Source organism: Polymorphobacter multimanifer (genome assembly GCF_014205635.1).
In the GTDB taxonomy this organism is placed as follows: Bacteria; Pseudomonadota; Alphaproteobacteria; order Sphingomonadales; family Sphingomonadaceae; genus Sandarakinorhabdus; species Sandarakinorhabdus multimanifer.
Map to the genome: position 1 here is coordinate 1 of NZ_JACIIV010000035.1, position 23,324 is coordinate 23,324.

The window sequence follows — 23,324 nt, forward strand, 5'->3', positions numbered from 1 at the left end:
CGCTTCGCTGTCCCAGGGGCGTCGAGCATCCCCAGTCTGCCCAGCCTCGTCAGGCTCGCTGCTGCCTAACGCCCGGCAATCTGCCCCGGTTACCCGCCGGACATGAGCAAGTTCCTGCTCTGCCCGATGCCCGGGCTCGTCGTCAGCGTTGCCGTGGCCGCCGGGGACAAGGTCGAAGCCGGCCAGGTGCTTGCCACGGTCGAAGCCATGAAGATGGAGAATATCCTGCGCGCCGAAAAGGCCGGCGTGGTCGCGAAGCTCTGCGCCAAGGCGGGGGATTCGCTGGCGGTCGACGCGGTGATCATGGAATTCGAAGGCTAGAGATACGCTGCAAGCGCCTGCCACTGCACCTGCTTCCAGGCCAGCGGCCGCGCCAGAGCAGCACTGCTCGACGGCAGGGTGAGGGTCGGGACGCCAGCGCCTGACAGCAGTGGCGCACCGTCCTTTGCAGCCCTTCCTCCATTGAACGCCACCAGCCGCAGCGCCGGCAGGCTTTGCACGAGCCCCGCCAGATCGCGAAGATCGGCGGCGCGAATGGCACTGTCGAGGCTGCCGACCCGCGCCGCGGCACCGATCACGTCCCACAGCCCGATGCCGGCCCGGGCGATGGCGTCCAGCCGCGCATCATGATCGAGCGGGACCAGGTCCGCGCCGACCACCGGCCCGAGCAGCGCCCAGAACTGGTTTCGCGGATGGGCATAATAGCGGGCAGCCGCGAGCGAGGCCCGGCCGGGCAGGCTGCCGAGGATGAGCACGCGTGTATTGGCGTCCGCCAGCGGCGGCAGCGGATTTGTCGATCGCCCGGAACTGTCGGTTTGCATGCGGCTTGAAACCATGATGCGCAGCGCCGGGCAATGGCCTGCCGAACTTGGAGATCCGTGATGAACGAGCAGGACAGCAGCCGCGAACAGGCGGTGGCGGAAGGTGAAGCAGTTGAGCAGGCGCTGACCGAGGAGCAGCGATCGGCGGACAAGCCCGAGGGCGCCATGCAGGCGGGCGCTCGGCTTTACCCCGAGCCGCCCTTCCCCGAGGTGCGCCACCCCAAGCCGGGTGACGAGCATGTGCTCGATCCTGCACCCATGTACGACGCCCCCTATTATCAGGGCTCGGGCAAGCTGAGCGACAAGGTGGCGCTTATCACCGGCGGTGATTCTGGGATCGGCCGGGCCGTGGCGGTGCTGTTCGCGCGGGAGGGAGCCGATGTCGCGATCATCCATCTCGATGAAGATCGCGATGCCGCCGATGCGGCGGCGGCGGTCGAGGCCGAAGGGCGACGCAGCCTGGTGCTGCGCGGCGATATCGGCGACCGGGATTTTGCCGAAAATGCCGTCGAGCAGGTGGTGGCCGAGTTCGGACGGATCGACATCCTCGTCAACAACGCCGCCTTCCAGCAGCATATCGGCGAGATCGAGGATCTGTCGCACGAGCAGTTCGACCGCACGATGCGGACCAACCTCTACGGCAGCTTCAACATGGTGAAGGCGGCGATCGCACATATCCCGTCGGGTGGTTCCATCCTCCACAGCGGGTCGGTCGTCGGCATGGAAGGCTCGGGCGAGCTGGTGGATTATTCCATCACCAAGGCCGGGCTGCATGCCTTCACCAAGTCGCTCGCAGCGATGCTGGTCGGGCGCGGGATCCGCGTCAATGCCGTTGCCCCCGGTCCGGTATGGACGCCGCTCAACCCCTCGGACCAGACGCCCGAAAGCATCAGCAGCTTCGGCAGCAGCGTGAAGATGAAGCGTCCGGCACAGCCCGAAGAACTGGCACCCGCCTATGTCTTTCTCGCCTCGCCGCAGACCGGCAGCTACATCACCGGCGCGATCCTGCCGGTGCTGGGCGGCGGCTGACCGTCAGCGCGGAAGCCAGGCGCGCAATCACGTGATCGCCTCCGCCACGTCCGCTGTGCTTGCGGCAAAGCTGAAGCGCAGGTGGCGGGGGCCATCGATGGGATCGAAATCCCGGCCCGGTGCGAGCGCCACCCCGGTTTCTTCGAGGATCCGGTGGGCAAGCACCTGGGAATCATCGGTGAGATGCGCGACATTGGCATAGAGGTAAAAGGCGCCATCGGGAGGCGCGATTTCGCTGAGGCCGAGTGACGGCAGTGCTGCGAGCAGCAGCTGCCGGTTGCGCGCATAGGTGGCGCGGTGTCCTTCCAGCTCCGGCGCGCAGTCCATCGCGACGAGGGCTGCATGCTGCGACAGGCTGGGCGGCGTGAGGAACAGGCTGCCCATCCGGGCGCGCGCTGCCTCGATATCGTTTTCGGGCACCACCAGCCAGCCCAGCCGCCAGCCGACCATCGACCAGTATTTGCTGAAGCTGTTGATGACGAGCGCCGTCGGCTCGAAGCGCAGGATCGACGCGGCGGGCGCTTCGAAGTGCAGGCCGTGGTAGATTTCGTCCGAAATGATGGTGATGCCGCGCGCCCGGCACACCGCGGCGATGGCGGCCAGCTCGCTCTCCGCGATGATGGTGCCGGTGGGGTTGGCCGGGCTGGCGATCAGCACGCCCTGGGGAGCGGGATCGAGTGCGGCGATTGCTGCGGCCGTCAACTGGTAGCGCTCGGCCGGGCCGCAGGGGATTTCGACGGGCACCATGTGCAGTGTTTTCAGGCTGTTGCGATAGGCGACATAGCCCGGGCGCGCGATGGCCACGCGGTCTCCGGGGGCGAAGCGCGTGGTCAGGGCCATCACGAGCGCCGGCGAGGCGCCGCAGGTGAGGATGATCTGCTCGGGCTGCAGTGCCACCGCTTGCGTCTCGGCCATGTGGCGGACGATGCGGGCTTTCAGCGCGTCCGATTCCCAATAGCCCATCGGGTCGGCATCGAGCACATGGTGTGCCATCGCGATCGCCGCCGCCGGGGCGCCGGTGCTGGGCTGGCCGAAATGCATGGCGATGATGCTGCGGCCTTCCGCCTTCAGTTGATGCGCACGGCGGCTGAGAGCGATGGCGTGGAACGGATCGATGCTGGCTGTCATGCGCCTGCGCTTCGCACAGCGCTGCGTCGATTGCACTATGGCGCAACCGTTGCCGGCGCAGGGCGCGCCAGTGCGGCGAAGAACCCGCGCTTTTCGCCGGCCTCGGCTGCTTCCACAAGCCGCTCTGCCAGTGCAGCAAACCGGCCGCCGTGCGGGGCATTGGCGAGCGGTGCCAGCACATTGGCGGCTTCGGGCAGGCGGTCGGCATGGGCCATTGCCACTGCAAGATCGAGCGCCAGCACATCGACTTGCGGCGCCAGGCGCCAGGCGGCGAGCAGCACATCCATATCATTGTCGGTCAGCCGGGTGGTGCGGGCGCCCTTGGCCAGCGCATAGGCGCGCAGCGTGCGCCAGTCATCGGGATTGGCCCTGGAGCTGCGGACCAGCAGCCGCAGGGCAGCGGCGCGGCCCTCGGGGGTGTTCTTGGGGGTGGCTTCGGCACGCCAGAGGAGCAACAGCGGGTCATCGGGGGCGTTTTTCAGCAGGGTTTCGAGCCGTGTTGCCGCCTCTTCACGGTCCCCGAAGCGCAGCGCCAGCAGCGCCAGCGCGCGGTCGGCGAGGGGATCGCCGGGGTGCCTGGCGGCGGCGGCGTTGATGATTGCCGTCGCACGATCCTTGATCGGGGCGTTGGGTGGTGCCACCTCCAGATCTGCCAGGGGAAGCAGCAAATCGCGCGCCGACGCCGGCAGCGGCGTGACGGTGACGGTGGCCGGGGTGACGGCAGGCCGCTTGAACGTGCTGTAGGTGAACTTGCGCCCGCTCAGATAATTGCGAAGCCGGCCCTGGAACTTGCCGAGATCGGGCTCGACATGGGTCTTGAAGGCTTCGACCGGATCGGCACCGAGGTTGACGGCCTTGAGATAGGCGCGGAGCTTCGCATTCTCGCCTTCGGCGCGGAACAGATAATGGGTCAACGCCCAGCTCTGAGCGTAGAACATGGCGGTCGTCTCGCCCTGCCCTGCAGGAATGCGCCGCGCCAGCACCCGCTCCATCGGGAGCCAGTTGCCGTGGCCGAGCCAACGCGCCCGAACGTCATTGATCCCGCCGAACTCGACCTTTTCGGGCTGGAACCTCGCGGTCATGAAATATTCGGCAAAGCCTTCGACATACCAGGCTGGATAGGCGGCAGCCCCCGATGCGAGCATGAAATGATGGGCATATTCGTGCAGCAGCGTCGCGATGCCCAATGAGCCGTTTTCCGCATAGGCCACGACGCCGCCGGGCGAAGCCACGTAGAAGCCGGCAACCGAGGGAGGCAGCCGGCTGAACGGCCGCGCATCGGCGATGTTGCCGAGCAGATAGACGTCGAGCCGAGGCTCGGGAGCGCGCGCGGCACCGGCAGTGGTCAGCGTGATCAGCAGGCTGCGGAAATCCTCGAGGAGGGCAACGCGCTCGCGGATAGACTTTTCGGATGTGTTGGCATGGAGCCGGAAATGCGCGGATTCGGCCATGAGCCATTCGGCGCGGGCGGGGCTGGCCACCAGCATTGCGACAAGCAGGACAATACGCAGCATCATGGTGCCTCAGTAGCGTCTTCCTGCGGCTTGGCGAACAGCGTGTCGAAGAAGAGCTGGTTATTGCCGGCTTCCGCCGAGGTCATCAGCGTTTTGGCCAGGATGGCGAGGCGCCCGCCGTGCGGGCTGTTGGCGACCGGCGCCAGGATGCGTGCTGCTGCGACCGGGCGGCCGGCATGCACGAGGGCAGCGGCGAAATCCACCGCCACTTCGGGCACCTGCGGCGCCAGCTGCCAGGCGAGTTGCAGCACATCGAGATCGGAATCGCCGAGCCGGGTGGTGCGGGCACCGCGCGCCAGCGCATAGGCGCGCAGCGTGCGCCAATCCTCGGGGTTGGCCTTGTAGGCACGCACCAGCGCGCGCAGCGCTTCGGCACGGCCGTCCGGCGTATCCTGCGGCGTGGCTTCGGCGCGCCACAACAGCAACGTGGCATCGGCGGGGGATTGTTCGAGCAAGGCATCAAGCCGGTCGGCGGCCTCCTTCCGATCACCGAAGCGCAGCGCCAGCAGCGCCAGGGCTCGTTCGGCCATCGGATCGCCGGGATGCCTTGCAGCGGCCCTGGTGATGACCTCGATCGCGCGGTTCTTCAGCGGCGAATCGGATGGCAGTCGCTCGAGGTTGGCGATCGGCAGCAGAAGGTCTTCGGCAGCGGCCGGCAGCTTGCGCACCACGACATTGGCGGGCGTGGCGGGCGGCCGCTTGAAGCGCGTGAGGGTGATCTTGCGGCTCATCAGATAGCCGCGCAACCGGCCCTGGAAGGCGCGAAGATCTTCGGCGACATGCGTCTTGAACGCCTCCACCGAGCCGGTGCGATTGGCGACCGCCAGCAGATAGGCCTGCAGCTTGGGCAGCTGGCCGGGCGCGCGGAACATATAGTGGGTGAGGCCCCAGCTCTGCGCATAGAAGAGCACGCCGCCGGAAACCGGGGCCGCGAGCAGATCCGCCATGGGCAGCCATTCGCTGCCGACAAGGAACGACGCCCGATTGCGATCGACCGCGCCGAACTCGACCTGGTCGGGCGTGAAGCGCGCAGTCATGAAATATTCGGCAAAGCCTTCGACATACCAGGCGGGATAGGTGCCGCTGCCCGAGGCCAGCATGAAATGATGGGCATATTCGTGCAGCAGGATCGACAGGCCGGACTCGACGGTGACGGCATAGGCCTGCACGCCGCCCGGCCCGGCAGTGTAGAAGCCGGCGATATCCGGCCTCGTGCGGCCGAACGGCGATGCCTTGGCGATGTTTCCGACCAGATATACATCGAGCCTCGGCGCGGGGCTGGCGGCAGCAGCGCCGACATTGGTGAGCGCGCCGAGCAGGCCGCGATAGTCTTCGAGCAATGCCGCGCGATCGCGGATCAGCTGTTCCGGAACATCGCCATGGATGCGGAAATGCTCGGTCTCCGCAACAAGCCATTCGGCCTGTGCCGGGGTGGCGAAGGCAAACAACAGAAGGAGCATCCATTTGCGCATGACTGCAGGCTGCCATGGCATGGCGGGGAGTCCAAGGCCGTTTTGCTACACAAGCTGCAATGCAGCGCCTTCATGCGCCAACAGCCACGCCTTGCGGGCCATGCCGCCGGCATAGCCGGTCAGGCTGCCCGAGGCGCCGATCACGCGGTGGCAGGGCACGATGATGCCGATCGGGTTCTGGCCGTTGGCCATGCCCACGGCGCGCGCCGCACCGGGCTGGCCGATGGCTTCGGCGATCTGCGCATAGCTGCGCGTCTGGCCGGGAGGGATGGCGCAGAGTGCTGCCCATACGCGCTGCTGGAAGGCGGTGCCGGCAGCGGCGGTGGGGATGCGCTGGAGAGCCGAAAGGTCTCCGGCCAGATAGGCGGCGAGCGCTTCGGCCACTGCCGGGGGCGTGTCACCGCTCACCAGCGTCACCGGCCCGTGGTGGCGGGTGAGCAGGCGTCGCAGCCGCTCCTCGAAATCGCTGAAATCGAGGGCGGCCACCGCGCCCGATGCCGTGGTGACGATGAGCAGCGTCGCGAAAGGCGTCTCGAAGCGGCTGAGGGTGAGGTGCATGGCCGAGGGTCTCCGCGAGCGGCGTTGGCGAGGGGTTTCGTTGTGGACGGCGAGGAAAAGTTCGTTGAAGCGCCGCACGCTGGTGAAGCCGGCTTCAGCCGCCACAGCGGCCATCGGCATCTCGGTGCGATCGAGCAGCTCGACGGCGCGCGCGAGCTTGCTGGCCTGGGCAAGCGCCACCGGGCTGACCCCGAGATGGCGTGCGAACAGACGCCGCAAATGGCGTTCCGAAAGCCCGAGCCGCTCCGCCAGCCGCGGCAGCGGGGGCGCATCGGCTGCAGGGGCTTCGAGGATCCGCAGCGCGCGGGTCACGCTCGCCTTGCTGCCGCTCGCCGCCGGCGTTCCGGGCCCGGCGTCCGGTCGGCAGCGCTTGCAGGCGCGGAAACCCGCCGCCTCGGCTTCGGCCGCCGCACGCACGAAGCTGCAATTCTTGAGCAGCGGCGGGCGCGCCGGGCAGACCGGGCGGCAATAGATGCCGGTGGTGCGCACGCAGGTGTAGAAAAGGCCGTCGAACGCCGGGTCCCGGCGGCCGATCGCGGCATGGCAGACATCAGGCGGTGGCAGGTCCATGCCTGCCTTCTACGCGCGTTCGCAGCGCCAGTCTGGCGGTTTTCGGACGCGAATGCCTCAGGAACGGCAGGCGAACTGGCCGGTGCCGGTGAGCCCGCATTCGGCGCGCTGGCCGCTGCGGTTGAAGCCGATCCGTGCCGCGTCGAGCCGGCGGGTCACATCGGCAACGGTGGTCACCGGCTCGCCGTTGAGCGTCTCGATGATGTCCCCCGGCTTGAGATAGCCCAGCCGGGCCGCAGGCGCGCCGCCGACGATCTGCACCACCACGACACCCTTTTCGGGGAGCCCTGCCCCCAGCTCCTGCGCATAGGCCGGCGACAGGTTGGCGACCGTGACCCCGGCCAGGATGCCGCGCCCGGTGATGGGGGTGACCTGCCGTGCCGGCACTTCGGGGGGAGCTGCAAGCGTGACCGCCACCGGTTGCTCGCGGCCATCGCGCATCAGCACCACTTGCAGGCGCTTGCCGACACCTTCGGTGGCGAGGCTGTAGCGGAGCTGGCCGCCATCGGCGACTTCCTTGCCATCGACGGTGCGCAGCACATCGCCCACGCGGATGCCGGCCTGTGCGGCCGGGCTGCCCGGCGCCACGCCCGTCACCAGCAGCCCGCCGGGGCGGTCCATGCCCGCCAGTCGCGCGCTCTCGGCGGTCAGCGCCTCACCTTCGAGGCCGATCCAGCCCGAGACGAGCTTGCCGGTGTCGGCGGCCTGGAGGAAGGTGCGGAGCATCTTGCTGGGGATGGCGAAGCCGATGCCCTGCGACCCGCCCGAGCGCGAGAAGATGGCGGTGTTGATGCCGATCAGCCGGCCCTGGCCATCGAGCAGCGCACCGCCCGAGTTGCCGGGGTTGATGGCGGCATCGGTCTGGATGAAGAACTGCCAGTCGGACACGCCGAGGCCGGTGCGGGCGAGCGCCGAGACGATTCCGGTTGTGACGGTCTGGCCCACGCCGAAGGGATTGCCGATGGCGATGGTGATGTCCCCCACTTCGGCGCGATCCGAATCGCCCATGCGGATGACGGGCAGCTTGGCGCCGGCGGTATCGACCTTGAGCAGCGCCAGATCGAGCCGTGCATCGGCAAAGACCAGCTTGGCGGGATATTCGCGCCGGTCCGCCAGCGCCACCAGGATCTGGTCGGCACCGGCGACGACGTGGTTGTTGGTGACGATATAGCCATTGTCGGCAACGATCACGCCCGAGCCGAGCGACTGCTGCACGCGCGGCTGCGGGGTGCCGCCACCGAAGAACTGGCGGAAAAACGGGTCGTTCATCAAGGCGTTCTGCTGACGCTGGACGGTGGCGGTGTAGATGTTGACGACCGCGGGGGCAGCTTGCTTGACGATCGGCGCGAAGGAGGCAGTGGCACCGGCCTGGCTTGCCGGCACGGCGCGGGTGATGGGGCTGCTGTCCATCGGCGGCAGGTTTTCCGTGACCCCGCGCGCACCGGGGCCAACGCCGCTGCCGGCTGCCTGCAGGGCAAGGGCTGCGCCGGCGGCAAGGCCGAGGAGGGTGCCGGAGATGACCTTGGTGCGGGTGCGCATCGGCGTTCGGTTCCGTCTGAATGGGGGGCTCTGCATTGCGTGGAGGCCCTGAAGGGTGGATTAATGGTGGTGAGGAGTTGGGAATGAAACTTTGGCATTGCAAGGCGCAGGGCGGCTTCGCGCAGCCGAAGGCTGTACGATGACTCGCTCAAGCCCGGCCGGGCGGGCGGCGCGGCCAGCGCGCCGAACCGCTTCGACGACTGGCGCGGGCTTTGCCCGCGCTGCTGCAAGGATGAAAAGGTGAAACTTTGGCATTGCAAGGATGCGCGGTCGTTCCGGGTGTTGTGGACGCTCGAGGAACTGGCCGTGGAGGGGCTTGGGCTCGACTATGCGCTGGAAATGCTGCCGTTTCCGCCGCGGTGGCGGGCGCCCGAATTCCTGGACGACAATCCGCTCGGCACCATCCCGCTGCTGGTCGATGGCGCGACGCGGATGACGGAAAGTGCTGCGATTTGCCAATGGCTTGCGGTTCGGCAGGCGAGTGCCATGGCGGTGGCGGCGGACGAGCCCGACTATGGGGCGTGGCTCAACTTCCTGCACCAGGGCGAGGCGACGCTGACCTTTCCGCAGACTTTGGTATTCCGCTATGCGGTGCTGGAGAAGCCCGAGAACCGCAACCCCAAGGTGGCGGCGGACTATCTGAAGTGGTTTCTGGCACGGACTGCCATGGCCGAGGCAACCCTCGCCGATGGGCGCGATTGGTTGTGTGCCGGGCGGTTCACGGTGGCGGACATTTCGGTGGCCTATGCGCTGCTGTTTGCCGAAACGCTCGGGCATCTCGATGCCGTGGGGCCGAACTTGCGGGCTTTCTGGGCGCGTTGCCGGGACCGGGAGGGGTTCAAAAGGGCCAAGAATCGGCAAGGAGGGGATGGTCTGGGGTAGAAATGGGGCTGTTCGGGGGCATGGTTTGGAGGTTTTGCGTTGCGTAGGTGGTGGCGGGGTTGGTGGGTGGCATTGCCGCTCGTCGCCCTGATCGGAATTGGCGGGCTGGTGTGGCCCGATGGCGGACTCGACGAGGCGCAGCTGCGGCCGCCACCGGGAGTGCCGGCGGCGCTGGTCGCGGCGGGCATGTCCGGGCGCGATGCCGTGCTCTCGCTCAGGCCGCAGCGCGATGCGATGCTCGAACGATCGCAGCTGGTGACATCCGGGGTGCTGGCCGGAGCCATTCGCGCCTCGTCGGCCGAGGCGATGCGCGCCGGCGCCCGGCCGATCCCCGATGCCATGGCCGAGCAGCTGACCCCGCACTATGGCCACCAGCTGGTGACCGGGGTGCACTGGACGGTGCGCGGGCAGCGGCTGGAGCTGGGCTCGCTGCTGACAGCCTGGGTGCTGGAGGAAGGGGCGGTGACACTGGGGAAAGTGGTGGTGTTCGACCATGAAGGCCTGACCGACAATCTGTGGCTATGGGCGCATGAGCTGGCGCATGTGGAGCAATATCGGCGGCTCGGGGTCGATGGCTTTGCGCGGGCCTATCTGGCCGACTGGACCGCGATGGAGGCCGAAGCGACGGTGCGCGGCAATGCGGTGGTGGCGGCGGTGCGCAAGGAACAGGCGGAAGCGCCGATCCGCTGGCTGAGCGAAGGACCTCAGCCGGCAGCGAAGGGTGCCGCGTCGAGGACATCGCCGAGCAGCAGCGGGCGGTAGAGATGCGGGAAGAGCACGCCGCCGCGCGCCGGCTCCCATTTCAGCGGGGCCAGCGCATCGGCATCGAGGGTGAGCGCCATCAGCCCTTCAACGCCGGCGAACCATTTTGCGGCGGTGGGAGCGACCTGATCGGGGGTGCTGAGATGGATATAGCCATCGCGCAGATCGTCGGGCGAGCCTGCGAAATGGCCATCGGCGTGGAACTGCGCCCATTCGTGGGGGCGCAGCAGCTTGATGACGGGCTGCATCAGCGCGGCTGCTGCGCGGCTGTGGCCCTTCGGACGGGCACCTGGACGTTGCAAAGGTCGAGCCCGCCGGCGGGGCGCACGAAGAAGCCCGAGCGGTTGGCGCGGGCGGCCTTGTAGCGGGCGAAGCTGGCGGAGGCAGTGTCCATCACCTCGAAGCGTGGCGGATCGGCGAGGTTGGTGCCGAGCGTGGCGCGGGTGATCGGCGTGCGCTCGGCCTCCTTTGCATAGACCCCCAGCGCGGCGGTGCCGCGCGGCAGGCTGGCATGGGCATCGAGCCCCTCGATGATGCGGCCGACAACGGCAAGGTTGCGATCGAGATGGCGCGGCGCATGGCCGATGACGGCGTAGAGCTCGGTGCCGTCCCCGACATCGGGGGGGGCTTCGCGGCCGACGCCGACCATGCCGTAGCAATGCGCCAGCCAGACGGTTTTCGTGCGCGGATCGCGTCCGGCCGGCCAACCATCGATGAAGCCTGCCTCGGCATAGGGATCGGCGAACTCGAGCCTGGTGAAGACGAAGCCCTGCGCGGGCATTTCATATTCGGCCGGCAGCGGCGGCAGCGGGATGGGGAGCGCCGGCGCATCGGCCGGGCGCGGGCGGGCGGCCCATTGCACGACGTAATTGTCCTGCACCCGGGTGATGGCACCGCCATCGAAGCGGCCCTCGGCGACGAACTGGCGGATGGCCTTGATGTGCATCGGCGCGAAGGCGGGTGCGAGCTCGAGCACCATGCGGCCGCGCGTCGTTTCGAAAACGACGATGTTCTCGATATCGACCGGGCGCCAATCATCGGCGGGGGCGTTGGCGAGGACGCTGCCGGGATCGGTAATCGTGGTTGCAGGGGTGGGTGCCGGCGCCTGGGCGGTGAGCAGCAGCGAGGCTGCGGCGAGCAGGGCGACGCGGGTCATTCCGCTTCGAACTCCAGCGCCAGGCCGTTGATGCAGTGGCGGGCGCGCGTGGGGGCGGGGCCATCGGGGAAGATGTGCCCAAGATGGCCGTTGCAGGTGGCGCAATGCACTTCGGTGCGGACCATGCCGAGCGACGTGTCGGTGGTGGTGGCGACGGCGCCGGGCTCGGCATCCCAGAAGCTGGGCCAGCCCGAGCGGGAATCGTATTTGGTGTGCGAGCGGTAGAGCAGCGCGCCGCAGCCGGCGCAATGATAGTCCCCATCGCGCTTCTCGTCGTTGAGCGGCGAGGTGAAGGGGCGCTCGGTGGCGTGCTCGCGCAGGATCGCGTGCTGGGCGGGGGAAAGGGCTTTTTCACTCATGAGTCGAGTTTGCCCGCTTGCGCGTCCAGTGGCAACCGCGTGAGCGCGTCGAGCGCGCCTTGCAGGATCCAGCTGGCGGCGAGTTTGTCCACGCGGTCGGCGCGGCGGGCGCGGCTGAGATCTTCGGCGATCATCGCGCGTTCGACGGCCGCCGTGCTCCAGCGCTCGTCCCAGAGCAGGATCGGCAGGCCGAGCACGACAAGGTTGCGGGCCAGCGCGCGGACCGACTGGGTGCGCGGGCTGTCCGACCCGTCCATGCTGAGCGGCAGGCCGATCACCATCCCGGCGATGCGCTCGGCCTTCACAAAGCCGCGCAGCTTTTCGAGATCGGCGCTGAACTTCGTGCGCGCCAGCGTGCTGTGCGGGCTGGCAAAGCTCCAGCCGGCGTCGCAGGTGGCAAGGCCGATGGTCTTTGTGCCGGGATCGAGCCCGGCGAGGCGACCGCCGCCGGGCAGGGCTGAAGCGAAGTCGGCGGCCAGGCTGCAGATCAATCCAGATCTTCCGGAAGTGGGGCGGCAGGACTGGCAGCGGGGATGGAGGCGCCGGCAAAGGCGCTTGCCCGGCGCTCGACATCGGCGCGCAGATTGGCCCAGAACAGCGGGTAATCATACACATGGAAGTTGTTGCCGGGGAGGATGAAGGCGGTGAACTCGGCCGGCGCCTCGCCGATGCTCAGCCGGCCATCGGCCATGCACTGCGCGCCGAGGCCACGGGGGGTGATGGTGCCGCCGGTGAAATCGATCGCGGGCACCAGGCTGCCGAGATTTTCGCTCTGGTCGATGCGGCGGGTGCCGGCCTCGACGTTGAGCGGGTTGGTGCACAGCATGGTGGTGCCGCGGCGCGGGCGGCCGCTGAGGCCATCGGCGCTGTCGAAGGTTGCGCGGATGGGGCCGATGTCGGCGGGTTCGGCAAAGCTCTGCCAGCTCTGCAGGCAGCCGGTCTGCTCGGCGGTGGTGCAGGCGGGAAGCCCGAGGGCGGGCAGATCGGCTTCCACCGAGAGTGGCCAGCCGGGGGCATAGACGGCGACGACGCGCGCCATCAGCGGCGTGCCGGCCACCCGCTCCTTCAGAAGCCGATAGAGATGCAGGCTGCCCTGGCTGTGGCCGGCGAGGATGATCGGCCGGTCGGCCGGCTGGGCGGCGATGAAGGCCTCGAACGCGGTGACGACATCGCCATAGGCGAGATCGAGCGCGCGGCCGGCCATCGCTGTGTCGGTGGCGAGGAAGGTGCCGAAGGTCGCCTGGCGGTATCTGGGCGCCCAGACCTGCGCCACGCCGTTGAACAGGCTAGCCTGCAGGCGGAGGAACTTGTCCCCCTGCTCGTTCATGCCGGCATCGGCGACCGGGCCGTTCCAGCGCTTGCGATCGAAGAAGCTGGTCGGCTGGATGTAGAAGACCGCGACCGCAGGTGCGGGGGCGGCGCGATAGCCTTGCGGCGCCCAGCGGGTGGGATCATCGGTCCGCTGCGGGTGCGCCGACCAGCCGGCGGGCTTGCTGTAATCGGCCGGCGGCCCGGCGGTGCTGGCGGTGAACGCCTCGCCGGGCACCATGGCGGCGCGCATGATCTGCATGCCGAACAGCCAATAGCCGATCAACCCCGCGATCACGAGCATGATGAGGATGGCGATGACCCAGAGGAAGCGGCGAGCGAGCATGGACCGGCTGTAGCAGGCGTTGCACCATGAGCGATGCAGTTTTTTTGGCGGCAGGCGGTCTGGGTGGGTCGATGATCTCGGCTCAGCCCTCACGCACGAGGCGCCTGGCAGCGACATAGGTGAAGATATTGCGAAACGCGACTGAGGCTGCATGTGCCGTGGCAGCCCCGGTAAGGCCCCAGATCGGAACAAGCAGGAAGGCCAAAACCAGCAGGAGGATCACCCCCGCCGCCGTGATCGCCATCAACGCTCGCTCATGCCCCGCCATGTTCAATAAGCCGCCAATGGGGCCGGTGACCGTCTTCGTGGCTTGCCCGATGGCCATGATCGCCAGCGCCGGTGCTGCAACCACGAACGCTGGACCGAAGGCAAATGCTAGGAGAGGCGCGGGAAAGACGATGCAAATGAGGACGAGCGGCCCAAGTGCCAGCGCCATCGCCAAGCTCGCGCGGCGATGGCGGGCCCAGACGAGATCGGGGCGCCCGGCCCGGATGTCGCCGGCGACCTTGGCCGAAAGATAGGTCTCGCCAGTGGCGACTACCAGCGTGAGCACCAGCACGATCTGCATCGCCACACGCATCGCTCCCATGTCGGCAGCGCTGGCGGCGCCGGCGATGAGCGCTAGCAGCAGCCAGTCGGAAAACATGTGGGTGGCCTGCACGGCCATCATCGGCAGTCCGGCTCGGGTGAGCTTACCGCCATCGACCGCGGTGGCCACTGCCCAGCCTCGCGTCGCACGCTGCACGATTATCCAGATGGCGACCATCGCAAGCGACTGACATGTGAAGAAGAGGACCACGGCAGTCTGGGCGTCGAAGACATCGCCTCGCCAGAAGGCGACGGCGATCATCGCCACGAAGAGCAGGCTGCTCAAGCCTTCCAGAAACTGTCCGGCAACCGGCCGGCCCAGCCCGCGAACAGCTGCGAGCCCGAGGCGGCTCAGCGCCACTGAAGCAATGCCGACGGACGCTACAGCCAGCGCGCCGGCATCGACGGCAAGACGCTCCGCTATGGGCGTGAAGAGCGAAAGCAGTGCCCAAAGCAGAGACAAGCCAACGGCAGAGACCGAAATCCAGCGCCGCGCATAGCGCAGCACACCGGCCGCAGCGCCCTCGTCCGCCTGGCGCAGGGCGCCCGCAATTTCACGCAGCGCGACCAGATCGAGGCCGCGCATCGCGATCAGCCCGAGCAGGGTCGCCGTGAGGACCGCAAAGCCTTGATCACCGACAACGGCCGGCCCCACGAGGCGCGCCAACATTGCCGTGGCCGCAAATGATGCGACCGCGTTGATGCCTCTGAATGCATAGGCAACGAGTGCCGGCGAGCGAACGCGGTTCAAGATAACAGTGGGAAGCAATGTTGCGGCGCTCCGCCAAGGCTTCACCCCTGCAGCTTGAGCTGCCGATCGGCCTTGACGATATATTCGTCGTGGCGCGGGTGCGAGAAGTCCGACATCACATAGATCTGCCGGTGCCAGCGGCGGACTGGCGCATATTCGAACTCGAGGTGCACCAGCGGATCGAGGCCATGGTGCGGATGCGCCGTGCGATGCTCCTCGATTGCGAGCGGAACACCCACGGCATTGCCGACGGCCCCAAGATTGGAACTGAGGATATCGTCGAAATAATTGTAGATCCGGGGGAGGCGCTTTTCATGCGGCATGTTGAAAATGCCGAATGCCGCAACGCTCGAGCTGTAATAATCAAGATCGAACGAGATGGCGCCCACCGGCGGCGGATTGTGGGTGGTGGCGAAATTGGCGACGGTATCTTCCACCAACCCCAGCACGAGCTCGGCCTTTCCGAGACGTTGGCGAAGCGCGGCCTCGTCCATCTTGAAGTGTGCTTCCTGCCAGATGTAGGGCAGATCGCGATAGCCCTGCGGCGGTGGCAGACCACCGCCGGTATCGAACCCATAGACTTTGATCTCCACCCCGGTCAGCTTGCCGATCGTCTCGGCATGTGCCTGCATGGCGATGAGGCCGTTGCCACCGGCAACGCCGAACTCGAGCGCTGAAATGGCCGGAATGCCCAGCCGGCTCGCCAGATCTGCTGCTCGCAACAGGATATAGGCATAGTTGGGCCGCGAAATGGCGTTGAGCTTTATCAACCGGTCAATGTCGCTGGCGTAGAGCGACTGGGCCACGCCATCGCGCACTTGCTTGATCAGCTTCCGCATGGTTCTTCCATTCCCGCCCGCTCGATGTTGAAATGCTGCAATGCACACTGTGCCTGTGGCTTAAAGCCACGACCCGTCCGGTAAAGCAACAAAGTTATGACTTTGCCGTATCCCTCCAGCGGATGCCGCTTTGTCGACTATGTGAAGGACCGCGCTTAAGTGCGCTCGTATGAGCGCACACAGGAGCGGACGATGGGCCAGATCACGGTGTTTTCGGGGCCGGAACGCCGGCGCCGCTGGAACGATGAGCAGCGCTTGCAGATCCTGACCGAGGCGTTTGCGCCTGGGGCTTGCCCCACCGAGGTGGCCCGCCGGCACGAGATTTCGACGGGGCAGCTCTACACCTGCCGCAACAAGCTCACGGTGGATGCGCCGACGGCGCCCTTAGTTGGGCCCGTCCGGAGGCCGTGGTGATCGGCAACTTAGATTCCGCGCCATCTGGCGCAAGTGTCGCCATTGTCGTCGATCTGCCGCGGGGTCGGCGGGTGACGATTCTTCCATCAGCATCACCAGCGCTGGCGGCGGCAGCGTTGAAGGCGCTGCGGTAACCCCATCGGGTGTGCGGGTGTGCATGGCGATGGGCCATACTGGACATGAGGAAGGGCATGCAGGGCCTGGCGCTGATTGTGCAAAAGGCGCTGCGCCAAGACCCCTTCGCTGGGGGTCTGTACGTGCTCCGCGGCCAGGCCAGATCGCTGGTCAAGAACATCTGGCACGACGGGATCGGGATGTCGCTCTACGCCAAGCGCCTCAAGAAGGGCCGGTTCATCTGGCCGTCGGCGAACGACGGGATGGTGGCGCTGACGGCTTCGCAACTGGCTTGTCTTCTCGAGGGCATTGATTGTCGCAACCCGCGGAAGAACTGGCGGCCGAAGAGCGCCGGATAGGCGTTCGGGCACTGCATTTTGGCCTTGATCACCATGGTGGACGGTGATTCACTCACCTCTCTGGTCGCCGCCAATCCCGCCTTGCCAACCGATTATGAAGGGCTGGCTTTCGCCAGGGCAGCAGCGGCACGGGCGGACGCAGTTGAAGCCAAGGTTGCCAACGCCCTCGCCCGGGAGCGCGCCCGTGACGCACTGATCGCCAAGCTGAAGCGCGAGCAATACGGCGCCAGCGCTGAACACACCCGCCGCCTCCTCGACCAACTGGAGTTGCAGCTCGAGAAACTGGAAGCCGACGCCAGCGAAGATGCCCTCGTCGCCGAAATTGCCGCGCAGAACACCGCTAATGTCCGCAGCTTCGAGCGCAGGCACCGGCCAAAAAGCCGTTTCCCGAGCATTTGCCGCGCGAGCGGGTGGTGGTGCCGTCGCCGTATTCATGCCAGGCGTGCGGCATCAATCGCCTCTCCAAGCTGGGCGAGGATATCACCGACACGCTGGAAGTGATCCCGCGTCATTGGAAGGTGACACAGATTTGTCCGCACGGCACCGCCGTCGAGCAGGATTAACCCTATCCCGAGGCGGTTCTTGAAATGATCCCGGATGTCGCGGACCACCTCGGGCTTCGCTGTGGCGGTGAGGCACAATATCGGCGGCACCTGATCGCCCGAGAACTCTTTAATGAAGCGGCTGACGTAACGGTAGTCAGGGCGGAAATAATGACCCCATTTTGAGTGGGACGAGACTTCCGTAAGTGATTGATAATAAACGATAATTCTTCGGACAAGTGAAAACTGTGTAAGGTTTTGTGTAAGTTTTTGACCGTTTAATCCCGCCCCACAAAAAGTCGGGCGCGCCTGCACAGAGCTTTACGAGAACCGGCGGCGTCAATCAAGAACGCCTTGAGGAGCCCCTGATTGTCGCTGGTCGCTTTGCTGGCAACGCTGGTGCTGCTGTTTGGATTCCAGGGCGAGCAAATTATCGGCTGGTGCTCATGTCGATCTCATAGTGGTTGTCGCGCGTCGAGCCGGCGGTTAGTGAGCAAATGTGCACTCGTCTCTCGCCTCGATTCTAATTAAGTTGCTGCTCGCGCTTGTTGCGGTCGGGATGACCGTGCCCGCGATGGCCTGGAGCGTGCATGGCATCTCTCATGCGGGAAAGCCGGTCGCGGTCGATCAGCATCATGAGCACGATGAGGCGACGGGCGAGGTCACCGTTCACGAGGATGGCGCGACGAACGAGCCTGCCGGCAAGTCCGGGCACGATCACATGCCCGCTCTGATGGCCGCGCAACCCGCGCTTGACGCGACTGCGCTGATTCTTCCGGCAGTATCACCGTCTGCCGATGGGCCGCTGTATTTCAGCAGCGCCACCACTGCTGACCGCTCTCAACATGCCGGTCGGCTTCGACGACCTCCGCGCTTCGCCTGATCGACTGAACGAGACGCCAGCCGCCTAGCGACTGAAAGCGTCTGCACGTCCGATCACGCGGAGCTTTTTATGAATTATCGAGTCTGGCGCCACCGGGCGCATCACGCGGCCGTGCTCGGCCTGCTTGCGAGCGCCCTGCCCGCTTATGCACAGTCAGGTCCGCCTTCCGGAACGGAGCGCGTCTCCGGGCAGATTTTGGCGCTCGAAGACGCGGTTGCGCGCGCGGTGGCGGCATCGCCGCAGGGTGCGGCTTCCGCGGCGCGGATCGACACGTTATCGGCGGCGCGCGCAGCAGCCGACACACGGCCTGCCGCCTCCGTCGACGTGATGGCTGAGAATCTGGGGGTCGGCGGAGACGAACTGCGGCGTCAGTTCCAGATCACGGGCACCTACAACCAGCGCATCGAACGCGGCGGCAAGCGCGCGGCAAGGATCGGTGTAGCCGACGCCGATATCGACGTTGCGCGCGCCGACGGGCTTATCCGGCGGCTCGATATCGCCGCCGCCGTGCAGCGTCTCTACGTTGAGGTGCAGGCGGCAGAGGCGATGGTCGGCATTGCGCGCGAGCGGGTGAGTATCGCCGAACAGCTTTCCCGCGAAGTCGGCAGGCGCGTGGCCGAAGCGCGCGATCCGCTGTTTGCCGGAACCCGCGCGCGGACGCAGCTCGCCGAGGCGCGGGTCGATCTCGAACTCGCCGAACATGCCCGCGATGCCGCGATGACAAGGCTCGCGTTGCTCTGGGGTGGCCCATCCACCGGATTGAGCGTCAGCCGCGGCGCCTTCACGAACGTCTCGCAAGCGGCGGGCGCTGCCGAGCCGGCCGGCGTCGATCTCGCCATCTACGAAATTCGGCGGCGGCGCGCGGCAGCCGAGCTGACCTTGCAGCGTGCGGCCACTCGAACCGATCCAACGCTTTCGGCAGGGCCGCGCTATATCGGGACCGGCGATGTCGCGCTTGTCGCGGGCGTATCGCTTCCGCTCGCCAATCGCGGATTGAACCGCGCCAACATCGCCCGCGCCGAAGCCGAAGCGCGGCAAATTGAAGCCGATCTCGCGGTCGACACCTTCCAGCGCCGTCAGCAGATTGCGCTCGCCGCCGAAAAGGTGACCGAGACCGCGCACGAGGTCGAGGCGATCCGCGACCAGGTGGTGCCCGGCGCTCAGCGCACGCTTGCTGAAGTGCGTTCGGGTTATAATCGCGGTGGCTTCACCTTCCTCGATGTCTCGACCGCGCAGACTGCGCTCCATGAGGCGCGCGCGAGCATGGTGCGCGCTGCCACCCGTCACCACGGGGCCCGCGTCGAACTCGACCGCCTTACCGGCCGTTTCGCGCCGCTCGTCCAGGAGGCCCGCTGATGAAAAAGCTTTCGATTGCCCTGCTGCTTGCCTTGTCGCTCAGCGCATGTGGACAGGAGCCGGACAAAAGCCCCGGTGAGCATGGCAACGCCGCCACTGCGGGCGATTACGAGCGCGGACCGCATAACGGCAGGATGCTGCGAGACGGCGACTTTGCGCTGGAAATGACGGTGTTCGAGGACGGCGTGCCCCCCGAATACCGGCTCTACGCCTATCGCGACGACAAGCCGCTACCGCCCGGCGAAGTGCAGGCGAGCGTCACCATCCGCCGCCTCGACGGCGAAGTGACCACCTTCGCATTCCGGCCCGAGCAGTTTTATCTGCGTGGAAACGCGACGCTGGTCGAACCGCACAGCTTCGATGTCGTCGCGACCGCCAACGAGGGCGGACGGCGGCATCAATGGAAATTCCCGTCCTACGAAGGGCGCACGACGATCGCGGTTGATGCCGCGCGCGCTGCCGGCATCGAGACCGCCGTCGCCGGGCCTGCCGAGATCGGCGAGACGCTGGAAATCGTTGGCAGGGTCGAACTCGACCCTGCCGCCAGCGCCGATGTCGGCGCGAAATTCGCCGGGCCAGTGATGGCGGTCTATCGCAACGTCGGTGATCGAGTTGGCAAAGGCACGCTGCTGGCGCGCGTGGAGAGCAGCTATTCGCTTCAGACCTATTCGGTCTATTCGCCGATCGCGGGCATCGTCACTCAGCGCAACACCAATGTCGGCGACGTCGCGGGTACTGAGCCGATCTTCGTCATATCGGACCCCAGCCGCACCGTCGCGACCTTCCCAATCTTTCCGCGCGACATTGAAAAGGTCCGGCCCGGCCAGGCGGTGCAGATCAAACCGCTCGAAGGCAACCGCGCACAGGGGTCGGTCATCCGCGACTTCCTTCCGCTGGCCGAAGCGCAGACGCAGACCGTGACCGCGCGCGCGGCGCTTCCCAATCCGGGCGGTGTCTGGCGGCCGGGCATGGCGGTGCGCGGTATTGTAACGGTGGAGCGCAGCACGGTGCCGCTCGCGGTCCGAAGCGAAGCGATCCAGCAATTCCGCGACTTTCGCGTGGTCTTCGCCAAGGTCGGCAACACCTACGAGGTGCGGATGCTCGAACTCGGCCGCGAAGGGCCGGAATGGACCGAGGTGCTCGGCGGGCTCAAGCCCGGCACGACCTACGCCGCCAAGAACAGCTACGTGATCAAGGCCGACATCGAAAAGTCCGGCGCCAGCCATGACCATTAAGATCCGGCGTTAGGAACAGTCAGTCATGCTCGAACGCATCATCCGGCTGTCGATACAGCAGCGCTTCATCGTTCTCGGGATCGCGGCAGTGCTCGCGATCGTAGGGATGTGGGCATTCCAGCGGCTCAAGATCGACGCCGTGCCCGACATCACCAACGTTCAAGTGCAGATCAACACCGCTGCACCGGGCTTCTCGCCGCTGGAGGCCGAACAGCGAATCACCTTTCCTGTTGAAACCGCGATCGCAGGGCTGCCGGGGCTCGAATATACCCGCTCGGTCTCGCGATACGGGTTGAGCCAGGTGACGGTGGTATTCGAGGACGGCACCGACATCTATTTCGCGCGCCAGCTCGTCAACGAGCGCCTGCAAGGGGTGCGCAGCAGCCTGCCTGCAAGCGTCGAACCCGAACTCGGTCCGATCGCCACCGGGCTCGGCGAAATCTTCATGTACACGGTCGAAGCGCGGCGCGGCGCGGTCAACGACCAGGGTAAGCTCTACACCGCGCAGGATTTGCGGACGCTCCACGACTGGGTGATCCGCCCGCAGCTTCGCACCGTCAAAGGCGTCACCGAAGTCAATTCGGTCGGCGGCTATCGCCGCGAATATGTCGTCGCGCCGGTTCCGGAGCGGTTGTCGGGCCTTCGGCCTGACCGTGCAGGATCTGGTCGCCGCGCTGGAAAAGAACAACGCTAATGTCGGCGCTGGATATATTGAGCAGTCCGGCTCGCAATATCTGATCCGTGTCCCTGGCCAGGCGGCGAACGAGCGCGACTTGTCGGGCATCATCGTCGCGTTTCGCCAGAACACGCCGATCCGCGTCGCCGATGTAGCGGATGTCGAGATCGGCTCGGAAGTCCGCAATGGTGCTGCGACCAAGGACGGGCGCGAAGTCGTGCTCGGCACGATCTTCATGCTGGTCGGCGAGAATGCCAGCGATGTCTCGAACTCCGTCGCGGCGCGGTTGGAGGAAGTGAACAAGTCGCTGCCCGGCGGCGTCACCGTCAATACCGTCTACGACCGCTCGAAGCTGGTTGCCGCGACCGTCCGCACGGTCGAGAAGAACCTCGCCGAAGGCGCGCTGCTGGTCATCGTCGTGCTCTTCCTCCTGCTCGGCAATCTGCGCGCCGCGCTGATCACGGCGGCGGTCATTCCGCTTTCTTTCCTGATGACCATCACCGGAATGGTCGCGTGGGACATATCGGGCAATCTGATGAGTCTCGGCGCGCTCGATTTCGGGTTGATCGTCGATGGCGCGGTCATCATCGTGGAAAACTGCCTGCGCCGGTTCGGCGAAGCGCAGCACCGCTTGGGCCGATTGCTGACCCGCGACGAACGCTTCAGCCTTGCCGAGACGGCGGCGGCCGAAGTCGTCCGCCCCAGCATGTTTGGGGTCGCGATCATCGCCATCGTCTATCTGCCTATTTTCGCGCTCGAAGGTGTCGAGGGAAAAACCTTCCATCCGATGGCTTTCACTGTCGTCTTGGCGCTGACCGCAGCGGCGATCCTGTCACTGACGCTGGTCCCGGCCGCCGTCGCGACCTTCGACACCGGCCGAGTCAAGGAAAAGGAAAACCGCCTGATGCGCGTAGCAGGCGAACGCTATCGCCCGCTGCTCGACGGAGCGCTCGATGCACGCAAGACGGTGGTGGCAGGCGCGGCGGTGCTGGTGGTGCTCACCGGCCTCGCCGCGACGCGGCTGGGATCGGAGTTCATCCCCAATCTCGATGAGGGCGACATCGCGATGCACGCGCTGCGTATCCCCGGCACCAGCCTTACCCAGGCAGTGGCGATGCAGTCCGCGCTCGAACGCCGCATCAAGCAGTTCCCCGAAGTCCAACAGGTCTTCGCCAAGATCGGCACCGCTGATGTCGCCACCGAGGCGGTGCCGCCGTCGGTCGCCGACACCTTTATCATTATGAAGCCGCGCGCAGACTGGCCGAACCCGCGCAAGCCCAAGGCGCAGCTGGTCGCTGAGCTCGATACGGCGGTCCAGCAGGTGCCCGGATCGCGCTACGAGTTCATCCAGCCGATCCAGATGCGCTTCAACGAGCTGATCGCTGGCGTCCGCTCGGACGTGGCCGTCCGCGTCTACGGCGACGATCTCGACGAGCTAGCGCGGCTGGCGGACGAAGTGACCAAGGTGACCGCCGCCGTTGAAGGCTCCGAGGACGCGCAGGCCGAACAGGTGACCGGGCTGCCGTTCATTCAGATCGTTCCCAATCGCGTGCAACTGACGCAGCTCGGTCTCAACGTCGCCGATGTGCAGAACGTCGTGGCGACCGCAACCGGCGGCCAGGAGGCGGGGCAGATCTTCGAAGGCGACCGGCGCTTCGATATTGTCGTGCGCCTGCCCGAAAATTTGCGGCAGGATGCGACCGTCTTGCAGCGCCTGCCCATCCCGTTGCCGAACGGTGCCGGAACGGTGCCGCTCTCCGAAGTGGCAACCATCGAGCGGACCACCGGCCCCAACCAGATCAGCCGCGAGGACGGCAAGCGCCGCGCGGTCGTGACGACCAACGTGCGCGGGCGCGATCTCGGCTCGTTCATCGGCGAGCTGAAAGCGAAGATCGGCAGCGAGGTCGATATGCCGCCGGGTTACTGGATTGATTATGGCGGCACATTCGAGCAGCTCCAGTCGGCCACGGCGCGATTGCAGATCGTCGTGCCGCTCGCGCTGCTGCTGATCTTCGGGCTGCTGGTCATGGTAGCCGGGGCAGATTCCCGGGCAGAGCGTCTTCCCTTTGGGTCGTAGCTGTGATTCACACTGCCGATGACTCTGGGAGGATCAGACCCTGTTG

The 23,324-nt window shown here is 66.5% G+C and carries 23 protein-coding genes and 2 pseudogenes; 12 read left to right on the forward strand and 13 right to left on the reverse strand.

Translation table 11 applies throughout. The features are described from left to right. Nucleotides 1–93 precede the first annotated feature (93 nt). Nucleotides 94–321 (forward strand): annotated as a pseudogene (locus tag FHS79_RS16720) (acyl-CoA carboxylase biotin carboxyl carrier protein subunit); the annotation flags it as partial. On the opposite strand, the gene FHS79_RS16725 reads toward FHS79_RS16720, so the two are convergent. Next, a complete protein-coding gene (locus FHS79_RS16725) occupies nt 318–821 on the reverse strand; it encodes a DNA-deoxyinosine glycosylase (RefSeq protein ID WP_184202690.1) in 504 nt (167 codons plus the stop codon). The pseudogene FHS79_RS16720 and the gene FHS79_RS16725 sit on opposite strands and share 4 nt — an antisense overlap. A gap of 60 nt (nt 822–881) precedes the next feature. Between FHS79_RS16725 and FHS79_RS16730 the strand changes: the two genes are divergently transcribed. After that, nucleotides 882–1,850 (forward strand): SDR family oxidoreductase, encoded by a 969-nt coding sequence (locus FHS79_RS16730; protein ID WP_184202692.1) that lies wholly within the window; start codon nt 882–884, stop codon nt 1,848–1,850. Between the two features lie 27 nt (nt 1,851–1,877). Here the strand turns inward: FHS79_RS16730 and FHS79_RS16735 are convergent, their stop codons facing one another. From FHS79_RS16735 to FHS79_RS16755, 5 genes are read right to left on the reverse strand one after another with little or no spacing between them, the layout of a single operon-like run. Then, a complete protein-coding gene (locus tag FHS79_RS16735) occupies nt 1,878–2,978 on the reverse strand; it encodes an aminotransferase class I/II-fold pyridoxal phosphate-dependent enzyme (RefSeq protein WP_184202694.1) in 1,101 nt (366 codons plus the stop codon). Between the two features lie 35 nt (nt 2,979–3,013). Then, nucleotides 3,014–4,495, reverse strand: coding sequence for a DUF1570 domain-containing protein (locus FHS79_RS16740; RefSeq protein ID WP_184202696.1), 1,482 nt, complete (start codon nt 4,493–4,495; stop codon nt 3,014–3,016). Beyond that, nucleotides 4,492–5,952 carry a hypothetical protein gene (locus FHS79_RS16745; protein ID WP_184202698.1) on the reverse strand — a complete coding sequence of 487 codons (1,461 nt, stop codon included), beginning with the start codon at nt 5,950–5,952 and terminating at the stop codon, nt 4,492–4,494. Before FHS79_RS16745 ends, FHS79_RS16740 begins: the two co-directional genes overlap by 4 nt. A gap of 57 nt (nt 5,953–6,009) precedes the next feature. Beyond that, on the reverse strand, nt 6,010–7,092 hold the full coding sequence (locus tag FHS79_RS19240) for a bifunctional transcriptional activator/DNA repair enzyme AdaA (protein WP_184202700.1): 1,083 nt from the start codon (nt 7,090–7,092) through the stop codon (nt 6,010–6,012). Nucleotides 7,093–7,149: 57 nt separating this feature from the next. After that, entirely contained in the window at nt 7,150–8,631 is a 1,482-nt protein-coding gene (locus FHS79_RS16755; RefSeq protein ID WP_184202702.1) for a Do family serine endopeptidase, read from the reverse strand. Nucleotides 8,632–8,871: 240 nt separating this feature from the next. Between FHS79_RS16755 and FHS79_RS16760 the strand changes: the two genes are divergently transcribed. Both FHS79_RS16760 and FHS79_RS16765 read left to right on the forward strand, forming a co-directional pair. Further along, entirely contained in the window at nt 8,872–9,513 is a 642-nt protein-coding gene (locus FHS79_RS16760; RefSeq protein WP_184202704.1) for a glutathione S-transferase family protein, read from the forward strand. A gap of 66 nt (nt 9,514–9,579) precedes the next feature. Further along, on the forward strand, nt 9,580–10,275 hold the full coding sequence (locus FHS79_RS16765) for an eCIS core domain-containing protein (RefSeq protein ID WP_184202706.1): 696 nt from the start codon (nt 9,580–9,582) through the stop codon (nt 10,273–10,275). Here FHS79_RS16765 and FHS79_RS16770 read toward each other — a convergent pair. The 7 genes from FHS79_RS16770 to FHS79_RS16800 form a co-directional block, all read right to left on the reverse strand. Further along, nucleotides 10,218–10,523 carry a DUF952 domain-containing protein gene (locus FHS79_RS16770; RefSeq protein ID WP_184202708.1) on the reverse strand — a complete coding sequence of 102 codons (306 nt, stop codon included), beginning with the start codon at nt 10,521–10,523 and terminating at the stop codon, nt 10,218–10,220. The two genes, FHS79_RS16765 and FHS79_RS16770, sit on opposite strands and share 58 nt — an antisense overlap. Continuing rightward, complete coding sequence (locus FHS79_RS16775) at nt 10,523–11,431, reverse strand: peptidylprolyl isomerase (RefSeq protein WP_184202710.1); 909 nt, start codon at nt 11,429–11,431, stop codon at nt 10,523–10,525. The genes FHS79_RS16770 and FHS79_RS16775 overlap by 1 nt, the downstream gene beginning before the upstream one ends. Continuing rightward, nucleotides 11,428–11,790 carry a peptide-methionine (R)-S-oxide reductase MsrB gene (gene msrB, locus FHS79_RS16780; protein ID WP_184202712.1) on the reverse strand — a complete coding sequence of 121 codons (363 nt, stop codon included), beginning with the start codon at nt 11,788–11,790 and terminating at the stop codon, nt 11,428–11,430. The genes FHS79_RS16775 and msrB overlap by 4 nt, the downstream gene beginning before the upstream one ends. After that, nucleotides 11,787–12,281 (reverse strand): Holliday junction resolvase RuvX, encoded by a 495-nt coding sequence (gene ruvX, locus FHS79_RS16785; protein WP_184202714.1) that lies wholly within the window; start codon nt 12,279–12,281, stop codon nt 11,787–11,789. The genes msrB and ruvX overlap by 4 nt, the downstream gene beginning before the upstream one ends. After that, nucleotides 12,278–13,444, reverse strand: coding sequence for a DUF3089 domain-containing protein (locus tag FHS79_RS16790; protein WP_184202716.1), 1,167 nt, complete (start codon nt 13,442–13,444; stop codon nt 12,278–12,280). Before FHS79_RS16790 ends, ruvX begins: the two co-directional genes overlap by 4 nt. Nucleotides 13,445–13,526: 82 nt before the next feature. Further along, a complete protein-coding gene (locus FHS79_RS16795) occupies nt 13,527–14,702 on the reverse strand; it encodes a lipopolysaccharide biosynthesis protein (protein WP_184202718.1) in 1,176 nt (391 codons plus the stop codon). Nucleotides 14,703–14,824: 122 nt separating this feature from the next. Beyond that, nucleotides 14,825–15,622, reverse strand: coding sequence for a hypothetical protein (locus tag FHS79_RS16800; protein ID WP_184202720.1), 798 nt, complete (start codon nt 15,620–15,622; stop codon nt 14,825–14,827). Nucleotides 15,623–15,814: 192 nt separating this feature from the next. Here FHS79_RS16800 and FHS79_RS16805 point away from each other — a divergent pair, with 192 nt between their 5' ends. The 8 genes and pseudogenes from FHS79_RS16805 (at nt 15,815) to FHS79_RS16840 (ending at nt 23,278) form a co-directional block, all read left to right on the forward strand. Then, nucleotides 15,815–16,036, forward strand: coding sequence for a transposase (locus FHS79_RS16805; RefSeq protein ID WP_184202722.1), 222 nt, complete (start codon nt 15,815–15,817; stop codon nt 16,034–16,036). 179 nt (nt 16,037–16,215) lie between these two features. Then, nucleotides 16,216–16,509: an IS66 family insertion sequence element accessory protein TnpB gene (tnpB, locus tag FHS79_RS16810; RefSeq protein ID WP_184202724.1), complete on the forward strand. Its 294-nt coding sequence runs from the start codon at nt 16,216–16,218 to the stop codon at nt 16,507–16,509. A 60-nt stretch (nt 16,510–16,569) separates the two neighbouring features. After that, nucleotides 16,570–17,036, forward strand: a pseudogene (locus FHS79_RS16815) (IS66 family transposase); the annotation flags it as partial. Nucleotides 17,037–17,583: 547 nt separating this feature from the next. Then, on the forward strand, nt 17,584–17,934 hold the full coding sequence (locus tag FHS79_RS16825) for a hypothetical protein (RefSeq protein ID WP_184202726.1): 351 nt from the start codon (nt 17,584–17,586) through the stop codon (nt 17,932–17,934). A gap of 69 nt (nt 17,935–18,003) precedes the next feature. Further along, entirely contained in the window at nt 18,004–19,290 is a 1,287-nt protein-coding gene (locus FHS79_RS16830) for a TolC family protein (RefSeq protein WP_184202727.1), read from the forward strand. Nucleotides 19,291–19,322: 32 nt separating this feature from the next. Then, the gene (locus tag FHS79_RS16835; RefSeq protein ID WP_243452969.1) at nt 19,323–20,525 is read left to right on the forward strand and encodes an efflux RND transporter periplasmic adaptor subunit; all 1,203 of its coding nucleotides are present in this window, start codon (nt 19,323–19,325) and stop codon (nt 20,523–20,525) included. A gap of 25 nt (nt 20,526–20,550) precedes the next feature. Further along, nucleotides 20,551–21,219 (forward strand): efflux RND transporter permease subunit, encoded by a 669-nt coding sequence (locus FHS79_RS19515; RefSeq protein ID WP_308430074.1) that lies wholly within the window; start codon nt 20,551–20,553, stop codon nt 21,217–21,219. Beyond that, nucleotides 21,179–23,278: an efflux RND transporter permease subunit gene (locus tag FHS79_RS16840; RefSeq protein ID WP_341534477.1), complete on the forward strand. Its 2,100-nt coding sequence runs from the start codon at nt 21,179–21,181 to the stop codon at nt 23,276–23,278. The genes FHS79_RS19515 and FHS79_RS16840 overlap by 41 nt, the downstream gene beginning before the upstream one ends. The last annotated feature ends 46 nt before the right edge of the window (nt 23,279–23,324 follow it).

What these genes read in the sequence shown, in the direction of transcription:
- FHS79_RS16725 (WP_184202690.1), bottom strand. Translation starts at nt 821, where the DNA reads ATGCAAACCGACAGTTCCGGGCGATCGACAAATCCGCTGCCGCCGCTG.
- FHS79_RS16730 (WP_184202692.1), top strand. Translation starts at nt 882, where the DNA reads ATGAACGAGCAGGACAGCAGCCGCGAACAGGCGGTGGCGGAAGGTGAA.
- FHS79_RS16735 (WP_184202694.1), bottom strand. Translation starts at nt 2,978, where the DNA reads ATGACAGCCAGCATCGATCCGTTCCACGCCATCGCTCTCAGCCGCCGT.
- FHS79_RS16740 (WP_184202696.1), bottom strand. Translation starts at nt 4,495, where the DNA reads ATGATGCTGCGTATTGTCCTGCTTGTCGCAATGCTGGTGGCCAGCCCC.
- FHS79_RS16745 (WP_184202698.1), bottom strand. Translation starts at nt 5,952, where the DNA reads ATGCTCCTTCTGTTGTTTGCCTTCGCCACCCCGGCACAGGCCGAATGG.
- FHS79_RS19240 (WP_184202700.1), bottom strand. Translation starts at nt 7,092, where the DNA reads ATGGACCTGCCACCGCCTGATGTCTGCCATGCCGCGATCGGCCGCCGG.
- FHS79_RS16755 (WP_184202702.1), bottom strand. Translation starts at nt 8,631, where the DNA reads ATGCGCACCCGCACCAAGGTCATCTCCGGCACCCTCCTCGGCCTTGCC.
- FHS79_RS16770 (WP_184202708.1), bottom strand. Translation starts at nt 10,523, where the DNA reads ATGCAGCCCGTCATCAAGCTGCTGCGCCCCCACGAATGGGCGCAGTTC.
- FHS79_RS16775 (WP_184202710.1), bottom strand. Translation starts at nt 11,431, where the DNA reads ATGACCCGCGTCGCCCTGCTCGCCGCAGCCTCGCTGCTGCTCACCGCC.
- msrB (WP_184202712.1), bottom strand. Translation starts at nt 11,790, where the DNA reads ATGAGTGAAAAAGCCCTTTCCCCCGCCCAGCACGCGATCCTGCGCGAG.
- FHS79_RS16790 (WP_184202716.1), bottom strand. Translation starts at nt 13,444, where the DNA reads ATGCTCGCTCGCCGCTTCCTCTGGGTCATCGCCATCCTCATCATGCTC.
- FHS79_RS16795 (WP_184202718.1), bottom strand. Translation starts at nt 14,702, where the DNA reads ATGTTGGCGCGCCTCGTGGGGCCGGCCGTTGTCGGTGATCAAGGCTTT.
- FHS79_RS16800 (WP_184202720.1), bottom strand. Translation starts at nt 15,622, where the DNA reads ATGCGGAAGCTGATCAAGCAAGTGCGCGATGGCGTGGCCCAGTCGCTC.
- FHS79_RS16805 (WP_184202722.1), top strand. Translation starts at nt 15,815, where the DNA reads ATGGGCCAGATCACGGTGTTTTCGGGGCCGGAACGCCGGCGCCGCTGG.
- tnpB (WP_184202724.1), top strand. Translation starts at nt 16,216, where the DNA reads ATGAGGAAGGGCATGCAGGGCCTGGCGCTGATTGTGCAAAAGGCGCTG.
- FHS79_RS16830 (WP_184202727.1), top strand. Translation starts at nt 18,004, where the DNA reads ATGAATTATCGAGTCTGGCGCCACCGGGCGCATCACGCGGCCGTGCTC.
- FHS79_RS19515 (WP_308430074.1), top strand. Translation starts at nt 20,551, where the DNA reads ATGCTCGAACGCATCATCCGGCTGTCGATACAGCAGCGCTTCATCGTT.